Source organism: Oxalicibacterium sp., from assembly GCF_057353965.1.
In genome coordinates this window covers 246,916-264,623 of sequence record NZ_JBMQZD010000001.1, presented here as the reverse complement: position 1 = coordinate 264,623, position 17,708 = coordinate 246,916, and the positions used below count along the sequence as shown (strand labels likewise).

The following is a 17,708-nucleotide window of genomic DNA, read 5'->3' as shown; positions in this document are numbered from 1 at the left end:
ATCGCCTTGATCGTTATCTTTGATCGTTATCGTTTGTACAGCAATTGCCTTGCCGCGTGCTCGTCCATCTGCTTCTGGTCGCGCTTGTTGTCTTTTTGCTGTTGCGCCTTTTCCGCGCGTTCGGCCAGCGTACCGTACGACATGCGCTTGCGTTCGCACGCCTGCCAGGTCGATTTTTCCCGCTCGACGCGCGCGTGTGCATCGCGCACGACCAGCTGCTGCGCGGCGATCGCCTGATCCAGCTTGTCCAGAAACTGCTGGTAGTTGCGATAGCCCATTGCCGTCAGTCCGGCCGTCAGACTTTGCTGGAAGCGTGCCGCGTAGTCGTCGCGATATTGCTTCAGCAAGGCCAGCTTCTGTTCGCAATCCTCGGCCGCCTTCATGCACTGGCCGAGCCGCTTGGCGGCTTCGTCGGTGTCCCGTGTTGCCAGTTCGATCAGGGTGCCGAGTGCGGAAGATGTGGCCATTTTTTCCGATTATATTTTTCCGGGAACGGCGGCAATCACGAGAAAAGCGAGGCAAGTTGCCCCAAGCTCTCGTTTATGCCGGCGCGTTCGGTAATGTCCTGTTGCAGGAATGACTCGATTTTCTCGTTCAGCGCGATTGCCTCGTCCAGCACCGGGTCGGAGCCGGCGCTATAGGCGCCGACGCTGATCAGGTCGCGATTGCGCGCGTAGCGCGAGGCCAGCTGTTTGAGCTTGCGGGCCTGCTTCTGGTGTTCGGGGCTGGTGATGTTGTGCATCGCGCGGCTGATCGACTGTTCGATGTCGATTGCCGGGTAGTGGCCGGCTTCGGCCAGCGAGCGGTTCAGCACGATGTGACCGTCCAGGATCGCACGCGCGGAATCGGCGATTGGGTCCTGCTGATCGTCGCCTTCGGTCAGCACTGTGTAGAAAGCGGTGATCGAGCCGCCGCCTTCGCGGCCGTTGCCCGCGCGTTCGACCAGCGCCGGCAGCTTGGCGAAGACGGACGGCGGATAGCCTTTGGTGGCTGGCGGTTCGCCGATCGCCAGCGCGATCTCGCGCTGTGCCATCGCGTAACGCGTCAGCGAATCCATGATCAGCAGTACGTCCTTGCCTTCGTCGCGGAAATGTTCGGCGATCGTCGTCGCGTAAGCGGCACCCTGCAGGCGCATCAGCGGCGGCGTATCGGCAGGCGCGGCGACGACGACGGAACGCGCCAGGCCTTCGTCGCCGAGAATCTGTTCGATGAATTCTTTCACTTCGCGGCCGCGTTCGCCGATCAGGCCGACCACGATGACGTCGGCCGTCGTGTAGCGCGCCATCATGCCGAGCAGCACGCTCTTGCCGACGCCGGAACCGGCGAACAGGCCCATGCGCTGGCCGCGGCCGACGGTCAGCATGCTGTTGATCGCGCGCACGCCGACGTCCAGCGGATCGGTGATCGGTGCGCGTCCCAGCGGATTGGCTGCGCGCACATTGAGTGGGGCGGAATGCACGGCCTGCAGCGGACCGAGAGAGTCGAGCGGACGGCCGGCGCCGTCGACCACGCGGCCCAGCAGTTCGATACCGACCGGCAGGTGGCGTGTGCGGTCGCTCGGGCGGCGGCGCGGATGCGTGACGGCGCCGGGGCGCGGCAGCGATTGCGCCACTTCGACCGGATAGACGCGCGTGCCGGGCACGATGCCTTCGACATCGCTTTGCGGCATCAGGAACAGCTTGTCTTCGTCGAAGCCGACCACTTCGGCTTCGATGCGCGTGCCGCTGGGCAGCGGAATCGTGCAGGCGCTGCCGACGGCCAGCCGCAGGCCGACCGCTTCCATCACGAGGCCGGCGACACGCGTGATGCGGCCGGAGACCTGCATTGGTTCGGCGATGTCGAGCAGCGTGCGGCAGTCGCGCAAATAGGATTGCCAGCGGCCGCTATGGGACGCGTAAGCAGCCGGAGCGGGCGGCGTACCCGGTGTGGGAGAGGGCAGAGCGGGTGTGTCGGTGTTCACGATTCCAGCCAGTCGGATTCCTTACCGAGCGCGGCGGCAATGCGTTGCCAGCGGACAGGCGCGGTGGCGTCGACCTGGTTGCTGGCGGTTTCGACGCGGCAGCCGCCGCGATCCATGTGCGGGTCTTCGACGACGCGCCAGCCGGCGGTGCTGATCTCATCGCCCATGTGTTCGGCAATCAGTACCGCATCTTCCGGATGCAGGTGCAGCAGCGCGGGCTGTTGCAGCGTCGGCAGGTAGTGGATGGCTTCGCGTACGACCGGGACTACCAGCTCGGGGCGGATTTTCAACGCGGTCTTCAGCATGGCCTTGGCGAGATCGAGCGACAGGTCCAGCATGTCGGCGGCGATCAGTTCGTTGGCGCGTGCGACTTCGGTGCCGAAGGTTTCGGCGATCTGCCGCAAGAGTTGTCTTTCCTGTTCGGCTTGCAGGCGGCCTTCGGCGATGCCGGCGGTGCGGCCATCTTCGATACCGGCCTTGCGTCCTTCGGAAAGGCCGGCGGCATAGCCTTCGGCGCGTGCTTCCTCGCGGTCTTCATCGAGCTTGCGGGCGATTTCAGCCAGGCGTTCCTTTTCGGCGGCGGCACTGGCGCGGGCGTGTTCGACGGCGGCATTGCTCGTCGCGAGCGCTTCCTGCTCGCCGAACGATTCCATCTCCCATCGCTGGTAGGCGGACTGCTTTTCCTTCGGAATGACGTTAGACATAAGCATCTTCTGCTTTTCCGCCCAGTGTCAGTTGGCCTTCGTCCGCCAGGCGGCGGATGATCTGCAGGATTTCCTTCTGGTTCGATTCGACTTCGGACAGGCGCACCGGTCCTTTCGATTCGAGGTCTTCGCGCATCATCTCGCCGGCGCGCGACGACATGTTCTTGAAGAACTTCTCGCGCAGCTCAGGCGTGGCGCCTTTCAGGGCGATGATCAGCGTCTCGGACTGCACTTCGCGCAGCAGCAGCTGGATGCCGCGGTCCTCGATGTCGAGGATGTTCTCGAACACGAACATTTCGTCCATGATCTTCTGCGCCATGTCGGCATCGTAGTTCTTCAGGTTGGCCATGACCGACGTTTCGTTCTCGCCGCTGAAGTAGTTGAGGATTTCCGCCGCGGTACGGATGCCGCCCATCGGTTTCTTCTTCAGGTTCTCGTTGCCGGTCAGCAGCTTGGTCAGCACTTCGTTCAGCTCGCGCAGCGCGGCCGGCTGCACGCCGTCCAGCGTGGCGATGCGCAGCACGCAGTCGTTGCGCAGGCGTTCGGTGAAATGATCCAGCACTTCGCTGGCCTGATCGCGTTCGAGATGGACGAGGATGGTGGCGATGATCTGCGGATGTTCGTTGCGCACAAGATCGGCAACCGATTGCGCATCCATCCACTTCAGGCTTTCGATGCCGCTGGAATCGCGCGCGCCCAGAATGCGGTTGATCAGCGAGGCGGCCTTGTCGTCGCCCAGCGCCTTGGTCAGCACGTCGCGGATGTAATCGTCGGAGTCGAGACCGAGGGCGGTGTTCTTCTCGGTCTCCGCACGGAATTCGCTGAGGACGGACACCAGCTCTTCGCTCTGGATCGCCTTCATCGTCGACATCGCCGCGCCCAGTTTCTGCACTTCGCGCGGGCCGAGGTATTTCATGACTTCGGCCGCTTCGTCGGCACCGAGCGCGAGCATCAGCACCGCTCCCTTGTGTACGCCGTTATCAATCATTTCCCACCCACGCCTTCACGATGTTTGCGACGACCTTCGGATCCTGGCGTGCCAGCTGCTTGGCCGCTTCCAGATTTTGCTGGTAGGTGTGCTGCACGCCCATCGGGCCGAGATCCTGCTCGAGTTCCTGCACTTTTTCCGCGCCTTCGCCTACGGTTTCATTCGTCAGCGACAACGGTTCCGGATTCAGCTTGTTGAGCATCGGCTTCAGGACCTTACGGTACAGAATCAGCAGCACGATGCCAAGCAGAACGTATTTGGCCGCCTGGATTGCCATATCGATCATTTCCGGGCGCTGCCACAGCGGCGGCAGCGGTTCCTCGTGCGCCGTGGCGAACGGGCTGTTGACGACGTTCAGCGTATCGCCGCGATCCTTGTTGTAGCCCATCGCTTCGCGCACCAGATCGGTGATCTGCGCTTTTTCGGCATCCGACAGTGGCTGCATCGTGACCTTGCCGTCCTTGCCGGTGACGCGCTTGTAATTGACGACCACGGCGACCGACAGGCGCTTCAGGCCGCCCATCGGCTGTTGCACGTAGCGCACGGTCTTGTCGACTTCATAATTGGTGGTGACGTCGCGCTGCGTCGGCGTGGATTGTGCCTGTGCATTGTTGGCGGCGGCATTTGCACCCTGGGCACCGGCAGCCTGGCCTTGTCCGCCTTGTGCCTGCGCCGCTTGCGCTGCGGCCTGTTGCGCCGGCGTCATCGGCGTGCCATCCGGATTCAGCTGCGGCGCGGTCAGCGGTGCGGTGGCAGACGGTGCCGGCTGGTTGGTCAGCGCGCCCGGAACGCCGGAAGCGGTGGAACCGCCATTGCTCGATTCGCTGCTCTGCTGGCTGCGGATGGTCGCGCTGTTGGGCATCTGGTTCGGCTTGTAGATCTCGGCCGCCTGTTCGCTGGTCGAGAAATCGACGTCCGCCGTCGCTTCGGCGCGCACGTTGTTCTGGCCGACGATCGGCGTGATGATCGATTCGATGCGCCTGACGATGTTGTTCTGCAGTTCCTGCACGTATTTCAGCTGTGACGGATCCATCGTGTTGGTGCCGGCGGGCTTGTTGTTTTCGGACAGCAGATTGCCGGCCTGATCGACGATGGTGACGTTCTTCGGCGACAGCTCAGGCACGCTGCTGGCGACCAGATGGACGATGGCGCTGACCTGCTGCTGATCGAGAATGCGACCCGGATGCAGGTTCAGCAGCACGGATGCGGTCGGTTTCTGCTGATCGCGCACGAATACGGAAGCTTTCGGAATCGCCAGGTGCACGCGCGCCGCCTGCACGGCGGAGATCGACTGGATCGAGCGCGCCAGTTCGCCTTCCAGCGCACGCTGGAAATTCACCTGTTCGAGGAATTGCGAGATGCCAAGCTTCTGGTTTTCCATCAGCTCGAAGCCGACGTTGCCGCCTTTCGGCAGGCCTTCGGCGGCCAGTTTCAGGCGCACTTCATGCACGCGGTCGGCCGGCACCAGGATGGCAGTGCCGCCTTCGGCGAACTTGTAGGGGATATTGGCGGCCTGTAGCGACGCGACGATGGCGCCGCCATCGCGGTCGGAGAAATTGGAGAAGAGGACGCGATAGTCCGGCTTCTGGCTCCACAGCACGATGCCGATCATGATCGAGATGACGGCGGCGACGCCGGCCATCAGCAGGAAGCGCTTGCCGTTCGGCGAACGCGCCATGTCCATGAATGCGCTGGCGGGCGAAGGAGGGCGTGCGCCGGCAACGTCCGGCGTCAGATTGCCTTCGTCTGCGACGACTACTGCCATGATGCGACTCCTGTCAGGCTGCGGTCAGATACGAATGAATTCTTCATGGGTAAGCTCGCTGTTCAAACTTTTTTCCGTAGCATGGATTGTCGATGCTTCGAGGAAATTCAATCGGAAGAACAGAGCGGGGTTTTCATGGCTTATCAGGCCGTTTCGCACGGCGGCGCATGATAACTTGGCGGGGTAGTCGGTTGCCGCTGCAGCAGCCGGAAAAGCACAGTACAGGCAAGTGTGGCGGAAATTATAGCCGCTCCCGCAACGATGGAGAATACGATGAAGGTCAACGGGATCGATTCAAGCGCGATCCAGGCAATGGTGGCGCAACTGAAGGCTGCCGCGGCGCGTGCGCACCAGCCGGCGGAGCCATTGGAAGGCACGAAGGCGATCGAACAGCCGGCCGCCAGGGTCGATTTTTCGCAGGCGCTGAAATCGTCGCTGGACAGCGTGGCGGCGGCGCAGAACAGCGCCAATCAACTCGGGGAACGCTTCACGATGGGCGACGACAAGGTCAATCTGTCGGATGTGATGATCTCGATGCAAAAGGCGAGCATCTCGTTCCAGGCCACTGTCCAGGTGCGCAACAAGCTGGTGTCGGCTTATCAGGACATCATGAACATGCAGGTCTGACTGCGGTTCTTGCCGAGGCGCGCGTTGCGATGTTTCATCGCAGCGGCGGCCGGCGGCGCAATGCCGTGCGGCGCGTACTTCTATTGTGCGATCAACCCAAGCCAGTCGCTTTCGCGTTCTGGTCTCTTTCCAGTTTTGTAATGTATTTCTGCACGGCCGCCAGTGTGCCGTTGGACGGATCCACGAATGCACATCCGATGCGGCTGACGTTCTTGCCGTTGGTCAGCGCCAGTTCCATGTGGTTGCGAACCTGCAGCGCGACAGTGACCGATCCGCCCGGCAGATCGATGCGGCAGTTGTTGTAGATGCGGCCGCTGGTCGTATCGAGGATTTTCTTCTCGTCGACCATCGAAACGCCGCCACCGCTGATGTTGTGCAGCGCCGTGACGACCGAGGCCTGCTGGCCGTCTTCGGTGAGGAAAGGAACCGTGCACAGGATGGGCGAGGTGACGGGCGTCGGCACCCGATAGAACTCGCGCCGCTGCAGCCGGATCGCATTGTCGGGCAGCGGAACGACGAAGGCCGGCAGGTTTTCGTACTGGCAGCTTTCCGCCTGCGACGTCGAAAACAGGATGCGGATGTTGTCGAGCACCGTTTCGAACGACAGCTTGTCGCTTTCCAGCACACGATGATTCACAGTGGCGGTCGGCGCGACGTCGAGGATCATCGTGTCGTTTGTGTCATCAACATCGAGAATGGACGTGACAATCGTGTCGTTGCCTTGATTGATGATCATCCTGACCAGTTGATTGCGGTCTCTGAGGGCGCGCATCAGGGCGAGAACTTCCCGACGGGAGGTCACCCGGTACTGGCTCAGGTTGTCTTCTTCGTAATTGCTCACAAGCGTCATCTTATTTCTTCAACCAAGGCATCGGGCGCGATTCCTTGCCGCCCGTCATCATACATTGCCGCCGCGTCGTTGGGCAGCTTCGACGCGATACAGCCACGCCAAAAGTTCGGCCACCGCGCGGTATAGCGCAGGGGGGATATGGTCGTCCAGTTCGACCTGCATCAGCAGTGAAACCAGCTCCTTCGATTCGTGAATGGCGACTCCATGTTCCTTCGCTCGTTCGATGATTTGTTCGGCCACCATGCCGCGGCCTTTGGCGACGACGCGCGGCGCCGAATCGCCGCTGTTGTAGGCGATGGCGACGGCATTGGGCGGCGGCGTGGGCTTTTCCATCATTCGGTGCGCGTTTGCTGTTCAGGCTCATGCGATGCACGTTCCGGCGCCTGCATCTGTGTTTGTTGCGTTGCATATTCTTGTACTTGTTCTGCTGCATGTGCCGATGCTTGTTTGGGTATTTGCTCCGGACTTTGCTCGGCTATTGGCTGCGTCGTTTCTTCCATTGGTTCTTCCATTTCATGGCGAACCAGCAGCGAATCCAGCTTGGTTCCGGCAGCATCCAGTGCATCGGCGAGCAGGCTGCCGTAATTGCGCAGCGTGCCGGCCGTCTCTGCATCTGCGGTACGCACGTTGACCTGGGCATGTTCGCCGGACAGGCGGATCGTCGCGGAAATCGTGCCCAGGGTAGGCAGCGAAAAACGCACGGTACTTTGCCAGGCTGCTTCGGGCTGCGCTTCCTCTTCGCTTTTACGCTGCGGCGTCTCGTCCGAGATTTCCCATTCGATCGGCTGTCCGGGAAACAGCTGGCCCTGCCAAAGAATGCGTCGCTGTTCGAGCGCGTCGAGCTGCAGGCTGACAAGCCGGATGCCTTCGTTGCTGCCGGTATCCTGTGTCTTGCTTGTGGCATCCCTGCCGTCTTGGATTGCTGCTGCCAGCGCATGCTCCTTCATTGCGCTGATTGTGCGTATGTCCGTGCGTGTTTCGACATCGTTGGTCGGCGGACGTGCGCCGACCCATTCGCGCAGGTTGGCTGCCAGACGGACCAGATCGCTGCGCAGGCCTTGTTGCGCCTGATTGGTCTGCGCATCCTTGCCGTCTTGCGGCAACGGCGTGGCGGGCAGGGACGTTTCCATCCGCTTGGCCGCCGGTTCGCTCTGCAGTTCGGCGAAGGCGCGCATGCCGTTGGCCCATTGCGCGACATGAGATTCGTAGAACAGGCCGCTGAAGGTCATCGCATGCTGCAAGGCCTGGGCGATCTGCGGCGCCGTCGCGCCGGCATCGGCGAGCAGCGGCGTCTTGCCGACCAGTGACGTTGGTGGTGCGCCATCCTGCCGCGCCAGTTGCAGCAGATTGCCGATCAATCGACCGGCATTGCTCAGCGATGCGGTGGCGGCGGCATCGGCACGGCCGAGCAGGAAGGTAGGGCGGGGTTGGGTGGCGAGCAACGTCAATTCCAGCATGTCGCCGGCCTGAGTGCCGGGCGGCAGCTTGACGTTGACCGTCGTGTCGTCGACCTTGATCAGGTAGGAGCCGTTGGCAAGGCGCGACAGCACTTGAGCCTGGAACTCCTTGCCGAGCGCCATCTGGTTCAGACGGTCGAACGCTTCCTGTCTGCCATCCCCGGCGGAGGTGGCCGGCGCGAGCGCCTCGATCAGGATGAGGGGGCGGGCTCCGGTGATGTCGGCCCGTTGCAGCATTCAGTTATCTCGGCGCGGCGCCGTAGGCGTGGTTGAGCTTGCGTTCGGTGCCGACGCTGCTCATCAGCTTTGAAAGCTGATCCATCCACGGCTCGGTGATGCTGCGGATCTCGCGGTCGTCCGACAGGATTTTCTGGATGATCTGCACCTTGCGCTCGCGCACCGCGCCGGTCAGCTGCACCGGCGCTTCGCCGGCTTTCAGCGTGGCGACGTGGCGTGTGCAGCTTGCTTCCAGCGCGATCAGCTCTTCCCAATCGCCGTTGCGTGCGGCTACCAGCATTTGGTCGATGATCGTGGCGACGGTTTCGTACAGCGAAATGACTTCCTGGCTATCCATCATGGATCACGCTTTCACTAAGGTAGAGATATTCGGGGCGAGCGGGTCGTACGCGTTGCGGGCAGCCGGCATTTCCGGTTCCGCGAACGTCGGCTGATCGTCGATGGCGCACCAGGCATCCTTCAGATCGACCAGCAGTTTCAGTACTTCCTCCAGCATGACCGGCTCGTTCTTCATGTTGGCCGTGACCAGCTGCGTGCTCATGTATTCGTACAGCGCATCGAGATTTTCCGCGATCTCGCCGCCGGCCTTTTTATCGAGGCTGGCGCGCAGGCCGCCGTTGATGATGGCGATCGCCTTGGAAATCGATTTGCCCTTGGCAGGGATATCGGATGCCTGCATCTGCTGGATCGCCGCACGCGTGGCGACGATCGCGCCTTCGAACAGCATGACGATCAGGCGATGCGGGCTGGCGGCAACCACGCCGGTCTCGACGCCGACCTGGGCGTAGGCCTTGGCGCCGCTGGTAAGGGATCCGAACATTGTTCTGTACCTTTTATCTTTCTGGTTATGAGGAGGACTGGCTGGTCAGGTTCGCGATCGCGGCCAGTTGTTGCGTCAGGTAGCTTTGCGTCTGCTGCATCTGTGCCACCAGCAGATCGAGCGCGGTGAACTGCGCGCGATAATTGGCTTCGACCTGTGTCAGGCGCGTATTCAGTGCATCGCTCTGCTTGCCGATATCCTTGATGGTGGCGTTGATGCCGGCGGTGCGGCCGCCGATCAGGCCGTCGGCACCGATGAAACCGTCGACCAGCTTGTCCAGCCGGTCGGCATAGCCCTGCGAGAAATCGATCTTGCCGCGATTGCCCGTCGTGCCACCGGTAATTTCGATCTTCAGTCCATCTGCGTTGGTGCCCTTGTTGGCAGTCAGGAACTGGCCGCTGCCGGTAGCAAGCTGGCCGCCGATGGTGCCGGCGACGTCCACGCCTTCCGTGCCTTCCTTGACTGTGCCGAACAATGTGGAAGCCGGTGTGCCTTTGCCGCTGTCGATCGTGATATTGGAAGCGGAGCCGTAGCGGTCGGAGGACACTTTCAGGCGGCCGTCGGTATCGAGCACGACGCTGACCGAGACATCGGACGAAGACAGCTTGGATGAGCCGTTGATAGCCGATTGCAGCATGGTCGCCAGCTGCTTGCCGGTATAGGTGCCGGCCGTCAATGCGACGCTGGTTTCCACGCCGTCGATTTTGACTTTCAGTTCCGTGCCGCTGGCGATTGTTGTCGTGCCGGAACTCAGATCGACATCGCCTTTCAACGCAGCTTGTGTAGCCATCTGCGTGATGTTGATATCGTAGGAACCAGCCTTGGTGTTAGGTCCCGACGTATTGAAATTAATCAGGCTATCGGTCGCTTTGCCGACGGTGGCAAACAGGCTTGCGATGTCATTGAAGTTGCTCGTCAATGCCTTGTCGAGTTTGGAAGAATCTACTGCCAGCGAACCGTCCTTCTGGAAGGCGACGCCGATGGCGGAGAGCGACAGGCTGCTGTTGCTCAATCCTTCCAGCGACGTGGTCAGCGTGCGACGAATCGATTCCTGAATGGTGCGTGTCGTGCCGTCGCCGACGAGCAGGCCGCCTTTCTTGGTTTCCGGGTCGTAGGCGGTCAGTGTCTTGATCTGCGTGTTCAGATCGTTATAAGCCTTGACGAAGGCGTTGATGCTGTCCTTGACTGCGCTTCTGTTGACGGAGGCCGACAGTGTCGTTTCGCCGACTTTCTTCAGATCCAGTGTCATGCCCTGGATAGCGTCGGTTACTTCGTTGCTGTCGCTGGTAATGGCAATACCGCCAACGGTAAGTTTGGCATTTTGAGCTACGTTGGTCTGCGTCAGGTTCTGCGTGCCGGCCGGATCATAGCCGAGCAATGCCTGCAGGGCTGGATCGCCGTCCACGACGATCTTCATGCTCGACGCTTCTCCCGTCTTGTTGGACGTGATGACCAGATGTTCAGGCGTGTCGCTGCCGTCGGAGATCAACGTGGCCGTTACGCCCAGGCCTGCGGCATTGATTGCATCACGAATACCTTGCAGCGAATTGTTCGAGCTATCGATAGTGACGGTGCCGCTTTCTTCGTCGCCATTCTGCGTGAATGTTGCGCTGGTGTATTTACCATCGGTCAGCGTGCCGCCGCTGATTTTGCCGAACTGGAAGGAGATGGTTGTCGTTTGCCCGCTGCCAATCTGTGCAGTACGGCTGGTATGTCCACCGGAAGTGAGAATCTGTTCCTGTGCCAGTTGCGTGACGTTGACACGATAGTTGCCGGCTACAGCATTGGTGCTAGCGGTAGCACTGAAGATGTCGTCATCGCCGATGCTGGTGGTCAGCCCTTGAAACGTGGAGGCCTTGCCCAGGTTCGCCATGGCGCTTTGAAAGGCGCTCAGTGCACCGCTCAATCCGCCATAGGCGCTCAACTGGGCCTGGTAGCTGGCTTCCTTGGTTGCGAGAAGAGTCAATGGCCGGCTTTCGACCGCCATCAGCTTGCTGATGGTGTCGTCGATCGGAAGGCCGGAGCCAATGCCGGGACTGGAAATCGAACCTGTGGTAGCCACTGTATTCTCCTGCAGAAAGCATTAATGTAGCGAAGCACCCGCCATGCCAAAACATCATTAAGACGGGGAATTACCCGTCTCTTCGAGATCAGGCTTCTTCGTGAAAGAGCTTGCCTGCCGCGCGGTCGAGCGCCTTGGCGATTTCCAGTGCTTCGGCGGATGGCATCTGTCGAATAACTTCACCGGTCTGCTGATCGACGACCTTGACGATGGTGCGGTCGGTATCGTCGTCTACCGAGAATTCGAGATTGGAAGATGAGGTCTGCAATGCCTTGTTGATGCTTTGCAAAGCCTGGCCGAGTTGCGCGGGATCCGGCTGTTGCACGGCTGCCGGCGTCTGGACCGGGGTAGGGGACTGCACCGGCCGGGCCGCATTGCCGGTGGCGGCAACGGTCACGGGTTGGCTATCGGTACGCGGGACGGGTTTGGCATTGCTGCCGATTTGTCCTATATCCATGATGTACTCCTATTGTGACAATTCCCCGACTGCCGAAATGCAGCCGGGGAATTGTTTTCACATGCCTGTGGCTAGTGATTAGCCACGGAGCAGGGCGAGCACGCCGTTAGGCAGCGAGTTCGCTTGTGCCAGCATGGCGGTACCGGCTTGTTGCAGGATCTGGCCGCGCGTCAGGTTGGCCGTTTCCGCTGCGAAGTCGGCATCCTGGATGCGGCTGCGCGATGCGGTCAGGTTTTCTGCCGTGGTGCTCAGGTTGGCAACGACTGCCGTGAAGCGGTTCTGGATCGCACCCAGTTGTGCACGCGTGCTGCTGACTTGCGTCAACGCTGCATCAACCGTTGCGAGAGCCTTGTTGGCGCCGTCGACGCTGGAGATATCCATCGTAGAAACCTGCAGATCTTCGGTAACGGCGGCAACGGTGGAGGCATTGTTAGCGGCCGTTGCATCCAGGTTCAGCAGGCCAGCGAGTGCGCCGGTTGCCGAAATCGTGGTACCAAGTTTCGCCGACAGGACCAGACCTGCGTTATAGGTCGCAGCGGTAGCGGTGACGTTAGCGGTCATCACGGTGCCGTTCGTTGCATCTGCGGCAACGCTGGTGTCCTGAACGGTGAAATCGGCGCCGTTGGCCGAAGAGAAGACCAGTTGGCCGCCTTCCACCGTCGCTGTGACACCGGTTTGCGTTGCGACATTATTGATGGTGTCGGCAGCATGCTGTGCGGTATCGCCAGTCGTTGCGGTGAAATTGATAGCCGTGCCATTGATCGTCAGCTGAGCCGTCTGAACGCCGGTGAGGCCGGTAAATGCGCCCGTATCGAACGTGTTGGTGTTTGCACGTGCTGCGGTAACACCAGATGTGCCGCTTTGTGCATTGATTGCCTCTACCAGACCATTCAGAGTGGTCACGCCAGCAGTATCGATAGCCGCGCCATTGACGGTGAGCGCGCCACCGGCAATCGTCGTCGTGGAAGCAATACCGGCGCTGCTGGTTGCCGTGGTTGCGCCAAGTTGCGAGGCACGGGCATCGCCGATCGAGACGTTGATCGTTTCGCCGGCGTTGGCGCCGATCTGGTATTGCTGGTTGGTGTAGGAGCCGTCGAGAATCTTCAGGCCGTTGAACGAGGTGGTGTCGCCGATACGGGAGATTTCACTGACCAGCTGGCTGACTTCCTGTTGCAGTGCTGCGCGGTCGGACGAGCTGTTCGTCGCGTTGGCGGATTGCACGGCCAGTTCACGGATACGCTGCAGCGAATCGCCGACTTGACCCAGTGCGCCTTCAGCCGTCTGTGCCAGCGAGATGCCGTCGTTCGCGTTTTGCGATGCGCGATTCAGACCGTTGATCTGGCTGGTCATGCGTTGCGAGATGGCCAGGCCGGCAGCGTCGTCCTTGGCGCTGTTGATGCGCAGGCCGGAGGACAGACGTTGGATCGACGTGTTGAGGGAGTTCTGCGACATCGTCAGATTCCGCTGGGAATTCAGCGACGGGATGTTGGTATTGATGACTGCTGCCATTTGATTCTCCTGTTGTAGTCCGAAGGATGTCTGACTGAGGTTCTGTCAACGTCTGTTCTGTCCCGGTATTGAGGGCATTGCAGCGTCGTTGAGTGTTTTATCGGACGGTTCCGGGAAAAGTTTAGCGTCCTGCGGAAACTAATTTCTTTCCCGGCGCCGCCCAATCCAGCAGCCAGATAAGTCCGTTGTCGGTTGCCTCGCGGAAAATCTTTAAGGAATTTCGGGCTGATTTGGAACAAATAAAATTCGTTTTTGCCCTCAACTTTTTCTACATACTGCCGATTGGGGAAATTGTTTTTTTTGTATTTTTCTGGCGAAAACGCTATGGAAAATCCACTGCGGGAAATGTCACAGATTGTGAAATCGGTTTTGCGCAGAAACGGAGGGAGTGATCAAGAGGAGACAAATAGCCTTTTTCGATTGTGGGAAGCCGCTACGGGGAGTTGTTTCAGCTGGAGCTTGGACAGGGCGCATCCGGTTTTTGGGTGGCCGCTTCTCCTGGCTTTTTCCCGGTTTTGCTACGTACAGCAATATCGAGTGGTCGGCTCGACGGATCAATGCGATGAATATAAAGCGGAAGCAACATCAGGCAATGCAATACGCGTTTCACACATTAAGGTGAGATATATAAAATCGGTTCGCATTGACAATATACCTACTAGTATGTAGAGTGCGAAAAATGAAACCGAACAATACCTCTCAGGAAATCCTGGATTGCGCTCGCTCATTGATAGTTTTGGGCGGTTATAACGGCTTCAGCTACGCCGATATTTCCAAAGTGGTTGGAGTGCGCAATGCGACCATCCATCATCACTTTCCAAGCAAATCCAATTTGGTTCGTGCACTTGTCCTCAAATATCGAGAAGAAGTGGAGTTGGGCATTGCTGAACTGGAACGGAATGTTCCGGAACCGGTTGAACAGCTCCGTGCGTACATCCGGTATTGGGAAACCTGCATTGCTGACAATACAGCTCCCTTTTGCGTATGCGCGTTGCTCGCAACGGAGTTGCCGATGCTTCCTGATGAAGTCGCGCTGGAAGTGCGAACGCATTTTCGGACGCTGTCGGGTTGGCTGGCTTCTGTTCTGGAACGTGGTGTCGCCCAAGGCAGCATTCAGCTATCCACGTCAGCCAAAATCGAGGCTGAAGGTTTTATGGCCAGCGTTCATGGAGCAATGCTTTCGGCACGCGCTTATGGCGACGCGAAGATTTTCGGCGTTATCACTCATCCATTGCTGGGGCGGCTGCTGCCGGCCTGAAATTGAAAGAGATAACCGCTCAACTTTGCCCAAAATATCTACCTATTAGTAGGTAATGTTTGATTTCATTTCTTCGGAAGTTTCCGATTTGCTGTGTCACTCGATCAAAACTCAATCGAAAGGGTATCAATATGTTCGGAATATCGCCTTTAGGCTGGTTGCATACGCTCGGCAGCCTGCCCGCCATTCCCTTGGCTCTGTATATGTTCGGGCGTTACGGAAAGATCGAGCCCCGGACCGTAGTGGGCGTCGGATATTTTGTCTCGATGCTGATAGGGGCTGCGACGGTATTCCTTGTCGCACACCAGCCGGTGAGTTATGGCATTGCCATTGCAACCATCATCTTTTTGCTGGTTGGATACGGCGCAGCGAAAATTCGCTTCTTGGGACGAGGAGGTATTTATATCGAAACGATTTGCTTGAGTCTCACGGCATTTTTGTTGATGGTTCCTACCGTGAATGAGACGCTTCGTCGTATTCCGGACGGGCATCCGTTTGTCACTGACCTGAGATCTCCGCTTCTTCTCGGCGCCCAGGCAAGTTTGCTTGTCATTCTTGTTCTTGGCTTGACCGCTCAAATAATAACGCTGCGCAATAGAAGCAGATCGGCTAGCTGAGCGCTATCAGCGGTATCAGTGTGCGGCGATCACCCGGTTCTTGCCGGCTTTCTTCGCCGCGTACAGCGCGTTGTCGGCGCGGTCGGTCAGCGATTTCTGATCTTCCAGTTCCTTGCGTTGCGCGACACCGGCGCTGAAGGTCATCAGCAGCCGTGTGTGGTTGTGCATGAAGATCTGTTTCGTCAGTTCGCGCTGCACACGCGTGATGGTCTGGATGGCGTCGTCGAGGCCGGTATCGGGCAGCACGATCATGAATTCCTCGCCGCCGAAACGGGCGATGACGTCCATCGAGCGCAGCGTTTCCTTGATGACGCGCACCAGATGGATTAACGCTTCGTCGCCGGCGGAATGGCCGTACTGGTCGTTGATCTTCTTGAAGTCGTCGAGGTCGAGCAGGGCGATGCACAACGGTGAAGCCTTGCGATCGGCACGCGCCAGTTCGCGTTCGAATACGTCTTCCAGGCCGCGACGATTCAGGCTGCCGGTGAGCTGGTCTTCGCGCACCAGTTCGCTCATTTGTTCCAGCTTGTTTTCCAGCGCCTGGATGCGTGCTTCCGCCTCTTCGACATTCTTGCGCGCGGCGAGGATGGCGTCGCGCGATTTCAGCGCTTCGGATTGCGCGATACGTGTTTCCTTCATGACTTCCTGCAGGATGCTGCTGACGCTGCCGGCATCTGCAGCGGTAACGAGCTGCTTCGAATAGTTATCGATCTTCTCGTGATAGTTGTCGGTAGTATCGGCAATCTCGCCGAGGCGATCGATGAAGGTGGCGACCATGTTTCTGACCGAATCCTTTGCTTCCGTGATGCTGTGTTTCAGCATGCTCTGTTTGTAGATGACTTCCTTCAGGCTACGCATCACTTCGCGTAATGCGATGTCGTCGATGGGACCGGCGATCAGGTTTTGTACGGCTTCGATCTGCCCGTGCATCCACGAATCGTCATCCAGCAGGCCACCGATATTTTCGAGCAGTAGACGGAACAGGCGCAGCAGCAGTTCATGCTGTTCGGCCAGATCGCCGCTCTTCAATTCGATCTTGAAGCAGAGTTGCTTCAGGCGGGCGGACGCTTCATTCAGTGCCTGCTCCGACTGTGCATCCTTGATCGAGCGACCGAGCTCTTCGGCTTCGGCTGCCAGCGCAGGTACGCCTTGCAGCAGTGATGCGACAGCCAGCGTCAGCGTACGCATCAGCAGGTCGCGCAACAGGCGCGGTTGCGGATCGTCGATCAGCGGTGCTGCGGAAAGTGCGACAGGATTCGACAGGCGGGCCAGCCGCCCTTGGTAGTGGCTGACCAGTTGCGTCAATCCCTTGCCGTAATCGGGCCAATAGGATGTGAGCGCCGCCTGCTGCAAGGTTTTGCCGACGGCGGATACTTCATCGGGCAGGTTGAGCAGGGTGGCGGCGAATTCGCTGAATATCTGTTCCGGCGAGGGTTCTGCTGCATAGCCGGCGATTTCGTCATAGACCTTGCGGTAGGCATCCGGCGTGGGAGCGATCTTGCGAATGGCGAGCTGGCGGAAGGTTTCCCGCGCGATATCGACGGGATTCTGGGCGGCAGGATTCCGGGGCGGTTTGTCTGACATGACGGCGCGTGCGCTGGTGGGTGCTTGTGGCGTTCGATTGCAGCCAGATTTGGCTATTGCGCAATCATATAGTCAGACAGGAAAAACGATGCGGGGATCAGCGCGGCAAATGCGGGCCAGTTTGTCGTTTGACAAGCTGGCGGTGGAGATCAGACGGGAATATCAGTCGACCAGATGGTTCTTGATCGCGTAGTGCGTCAGTTCCGCGTTGTGGCGAAGTTTCATTTTTTGCAACAAGCGTGAACGATACATGCTGATCGTCTTGACCGACAGCACCAGTTCGGCCGCGATGTCGCTGACGGTCTTGCCGGAGGCGATCATCGTCAATGTCTGGTATTCGCGGTCGGACAGGGTTTCGTGCAGGGGGATTTCATGGTCGTCGCTGATCTGGTTGGCCAGTTCCTGTGCGAGGGCCGCGCTGATGTATTTGCGGCCGGCCGCCACCTGACGGATTGCGTTGACTAGCTCGGCTGGAGCGCTCTGCTTGTTCAGGTAGCCGGAAGCGCCGGCTTTCAGCGCGCGGATCGCATATTGATCCTCGCGATGCATCGACAGCATCAACACCGCAGTTTTCGGCGATTCCTTGCGCACCTGCTTCAGCACTTCTATGCCGCTGCGATCGGGCATGGAAATGTCGAGCAGCAGGACATGATGCGAAACATCGCGCGCGAGACGGATGGCTTCGGTGCCGTTTTCGGCATGTCCGGCGACGGCGATGTCTTTGGTGTCCGCCAGAATCTGTTTCAAACCTTCCCGTACGATGGCGTGATCGTCGGCGATCAGGACTTTGATTACATTCTTCGTTGTCATGTT

18 protein-coding genes are annotated in these 17,708 nt (G+C 59.4%); 3 read left to right on the top strand and 15 right to left on the bottom strand.

Annotation, left to right across the window (positions count from 1 at the left end; all coding sequences use genetic code 11):
- Nucleotides 1–26 precede the first annotated feature (26 nt).
- Genes fliJ through fliF form a run of 5 tightly spaced genes read right to left on the bottom strand, consistent with a single transcriptional unit; the run spans nucleotide 27 to nucleotide 5,417 of the window.
- The gene (gene fliJ / locus ACO1VH_RS01305; RefSeq protein ID WP_486241830.1) at nucleotides 27–467 is read right to left on the bottom strand and encodes a flagellar export protein FliJ; all 441 of its coding nucleotides are present in this window, start codon (nucleotides 465–467) and stop codon (nucleotides 27–29) included.
- 35 nt (nucleotides 468–502) lie between these two features.
- Nucleotides 503–1,939, bottom strand: a complete 1,437-nt coding sequence (gene fliI / locus ACO1VH_RS01300; protein ID WP_486242812.1) for a flagellar protein export ATPase FliI — start codon at nucleotides 1,937–1,939, stop codon at nucleotides 503–505.
- Between the two features lie 17 nt (nucleotides 1,940–1,956).
- Nucleotides 1,957–2,670, bottom strand: a complete 714-nt coding sequence (gene fliH / locus ACO1VH_RS01295) for a flagellar assembly protein FliH (RefSeq protein ID WP_486241828.1) — start codon at nucleotides 2,668–2,670, stop codon at nucleotides 1,957–1,959.
- Entirely contained in the window at nucleotides 2,657–3,652 is a 996-nt protein-coding gene (gene fliG, locus ACO1VH_RS01290) for a flagellar motor switch protein FliG (RefSeq protein ID WP_486241826.1), read from the bottom strand. The genes fliH and fliG overlap by 14 nt, the downstream gene beginning before the upstream one ends.
- On the bottom strand, nucleotides 3,645–5,417 hold the full coding sequence (fliF, locus tag ACO1VH_RS01285; RefSeq protein ID WP_486241824.1) for a flagellar basal-body MS-ring/collar protein FliF: 1,773 nt from the start codon (nucleotides 5,415–5,417) through the stop codon (nucleotides 3,645–3,647). The genes fliG and fliF overlap by 8 nt, the downstream gene beginning before the upstream one ends.
- A 273-nt stretch (nucleotides 5,418–5,690) precedes the next feature.
- Between fliF and fliE the strand changes: the two genes are divergently transcribed.
- The gene (gene fliE / locus ACO1VH_RS01280; RefSeq protein ID WP_486241822.1) at nucleotides 5,691–6,044 is read left to right on the top strand and encodes a flagellar hook-basal body complex protein FliE; all 354 of its coding nucleotides are present in this window, start codon (nucleotides 5,691–5,693) and stop codon (nucleotides 6,042–6,044) included.
- A 91-nt stretch (nucleotides 6,045–6,135) separates the two neighbouring features.
- Here the strand turns inward: fliE and ACO1VH_RS01275 are convergent, their stop codons facing one another.
- The 8 genes from ACO1VH_RS01275 to ACO1VH_RS01240 form a co-directional block, all read right to left on the bottom strand.
- Complete coding sequence (locus ACO1VH_RS01275) at nucleotides 6,136–6,894, bottom strand: flagellar brake protein (RefSeq protein WP_486241820.1); 759 nt, start codon at nucleotides 6,892–6,894, stop codon at nucleotides 6,136–6,138.
- A gap of 48 nt (nucleotides 6,895–6,942) precedes the next feature.
- The gene (locus tag ACO1VH_RS01270; protein ID WP_486242810.1) at nucleotides 6,943–7,227 is read right to left on the bottom strand and encodes an EscU/YscU/HrcU family type III secretion system export apparatus switch protein; all 285 of its coding nucleotides are present in this window, start codon (nucleotides 7,225–7,227) and stop codon (nucleotides 6,943–6,945) included.
- Nucleotides 7,227–8,588, bottom strand: a complete 1,362-nt coding sequence (gene fliK / locus ACO1VH_RS01265) for a flagellar hook-length control protein FliK (protein WP_486241818.1) — start codon at nucleotides 8,586–8,588, stop codon at nucleotides 7,227–7,229. Before fliK ends, ACO1VH_RS01270 begins: the two co-directional genes overlap by 1 nt.
- Before the next feature lie 4 nt (nucleotides 8,589–8,592).
- Nucleotides 8,593–8,928: a flagellar protein FliT gene (locus ACO1VH_RS01260; protein ID WP_486241816.1), complete on the bottom strand. Its 336-nt coding sequence runs from the start codon at nucleotides 8,926–8,928 to the stop codon at nucleotides 8,593–8,595.
- Nucleotides 8,929–8,931: 3 nt separating this feature from the next.
- Nucleotides 8,932–9,408, bottom strand: a complete 477-nt coding sequence (gene fliS / locus ACO1VH_RS01255; RefSeq protein WP_486241814.1) for a flagellar export chaperone FliS — start codon at nucleotides 9,406–9,408, stop codon at nucleotides 8,932–8,934.
- A gap of 25 nt (nucleotides 9,409–9,433) precedes the next feature.
- Entirely contained in the window at nucleotides 9,434–11,470 is a 2,037-nt protein-coding gene (gene fliD / locus ACO1VH_RS01250) for a flagellar filament capping protein FliD (RefSeq protein WP_486241812.1), read from the bottom strand.
- Nucleotides 11,471–11,558: 88 nt separating this feature from the next.
- The gene (locus tag ACO1VH_RS01245) at nucleotides 11,559–11,927 is read right to left on the bottom strand and encodes a flagellar protein FlaG (RefSeq protein WP_486241810.1); all 369 of its coding nucleotides are present in this window, start codon (nucleotides 11,925–11,927) and stop codon (nucleotides 11,559–11,561) included.
- Nucleotides 11,928–12,005: 78 nt separating this feature from the next.
- On the bottom strand, nucleotides 12,006–13,436 hold the full coding sequence (locus ACO1VH_RS01240; RefSeq protein ID WP_486241809.1) for a flagellin N-terminal helical domain-containing protein: 1,431 nt from the start codon (nucleotides 13,434–13,436) through the stop codon (nucleotides 12,006–12,008).
- A 679-nt stretch (nucleotides 13,437–14,115) separates the two neighbouring features.
- Between ACO1VH_RS01240 and ACO1VH_RS01235 the strand changes: the two genes are divergently transcribed.
- Both ACO1VH_RS01235 and ACO1VH_RS01230 read left to right on the top strand, forming a co-directional pair.
- The gene (locus ACO1VH_RS01235) at nucleotides 14,116–14,694 is read left to right on the top strand and encodes a TetR/AcrR family transcriptional regulator (protein ID WP_486241807.1); all 579 of its coding nucleotides are present in this window, start codon (nucleotides 14,116–14,118) and stop codon (nucleotides 14,692–14,694) included.
- Between the two features lie 131 nt (nucleotides 14,695–14,825).
- The gene (locus tag ACO1VH_RS01230) at nucleotides 14,826–15,311 is read left to right on the top strand and encodes a hypothetical protein (protein WP_486241805.1); all 486 of its coding nucleotides are present in this window, start codon (nucleotides 14,826–14,828) and stop codon (nucleotides 15,309–15,311) included.
- Between the two features lie 15 nt (nucleotides 15,312–15,326).
- Here ACO1VH_RS01230 and ACO1VH_RS01225 read toward each other — a convergent pair whose 3' ends face one another.
- Both ACO1VH_RS01225 and ACO1VH_RS01220 read right to left on the bottom strand, forming a co-directional pair.
- A complete protein-coding gene (locus tag ACO1VH_RS01225; RefSeq protein WP_486241802.1) occupies nucleotides 15,327–16,895 on the bottom strand; it encodes a sensor domain-containing diguanylate cyclase in 1,569 nt (522 codons plus the stop codon).
- Nucleotides 16,896–17,057: 162 nt separating this feature from the next.
- A complete protein-coding gene (locus ACO1VH_RS01220; protein WP_188419121.1) occupies nucleotides 17,058–17,705 on the bottom strand; it encodes a response regulator in 648 nt (215 codons plus the stop codon).
- Nucleotides 17,706–17,708: the final 3 nt, after the last annotated feature.

Bases quoted from the DNA above. Each gene is read 5' to 3' on its own strand.
- fliJ (WP_486241830.1), bottom strand. From the start codon at position 467: ATGGCCACATCTTCCGCACTCGGCACCCTGATCGAACTGGCAACACGG.
- fliH (WP_486241828.1), bottom strand. From the start codon at position 2,670: ATGCTTATGTCTAACGTCATTCCGAAGGAAAAGCAGTCCGCCTACCAG.
- fliG (WP_486241826.1), bottom strand. From the start codon at position 3,652: ATGATTGATAACGGCGTACACAAGGGAGCGGTGCTGATGCTCGCGCTC.
- fliF (WP_486241824.1), bottom strand. From the start codon at position 5,417: ATGGCAGTAGTCGTCGCAGACGAAGGCAATCTGACGCCGGACGTTGCC.
- fliE (WP_486241822.1), top strand. From the start codon at position 5,691: ATGAAGGTCAACGGGATCGATTCAAGCGCGATCCAGGCAATGGTGGCG.
- ACO1VH_RS01275 (WP_486241820.1), bottom strand. From the start codon at position 6,894: ATGACGCTTGTGAGCAATTACGAAGAAGACAACCTGAGCCAGTACCGG.
- ACO1VH_RS01270 (WP_486242810.1), bottom strand. From the start codon at position 7,227: ATGGAAAAGCCCACGCCGCCGCCCAATGCCGTCGCCATCGCCTACAAC.
- fliK (WP_486241818.1), bottom strand. From the start codon at position 8,588: ATGCTGCAACGGGCCGACATCACCGGAGCCCGCCCCCTCATCCTGATC.
- ACO1VH_RS01260 (WP_486241816.1), bottom strand. From the start codon at position 8,928: ATGATGGATAGCCAGGAAGTCATTTCGCTGTACGAAACCGTCGCCACG.
- fliS (WP_486241814.1), bottom strand. From the start codon at position 9,408: ATGTTCGGATCCCTTACCAGCGGCGCCAAGGCCTACGCCCAGGTCGGC.
- ACO1VH_RS01245 (WP_486241810.1), bottom strand. From the start codon at position 11,927: ATGGATATAGGACAAATCGGCAGCAATGCCAAACCCGTCCCGCGTACC.
- ACO1VH_RS01240 (WP_486241809.1), bottom strand. From the start codon at position 13,436: ATGGCAGCAGTCATCAATACCAACATCCCGTCGCTGAATTCCCAGCGG.
- ACO1VH_RS01235 (WP_486241807.1), top strand. From the start codon at position 14,116: ATGAAACCGAACAATACCTCTCAGGAAATCCTGGATTGCGCTCGCTCA.
- ACO1VH_RS01230 (WP_486241805.1), top strand. From the start codon at position 14,826: ATGTTCGGAATATCGCCTTTAGGCTGGTTGCATACGCTCGGCAGCCTG.
- ACO1VH_RS01225 (WP_486241802.1), bottom strand. From the start codon at position 16,895: ATGTCAGACAAACCGCCCCGGAATCCTGCCGCCCAGAATCCCGTCGAT.
- ACO1VH_RS01220 (WP_188419121.1), bottom strand. From the start codon at position 17,705: ATGACAACGAAGAATGTAATCAAAGTCCTGATCGCCGACGATCACGCC.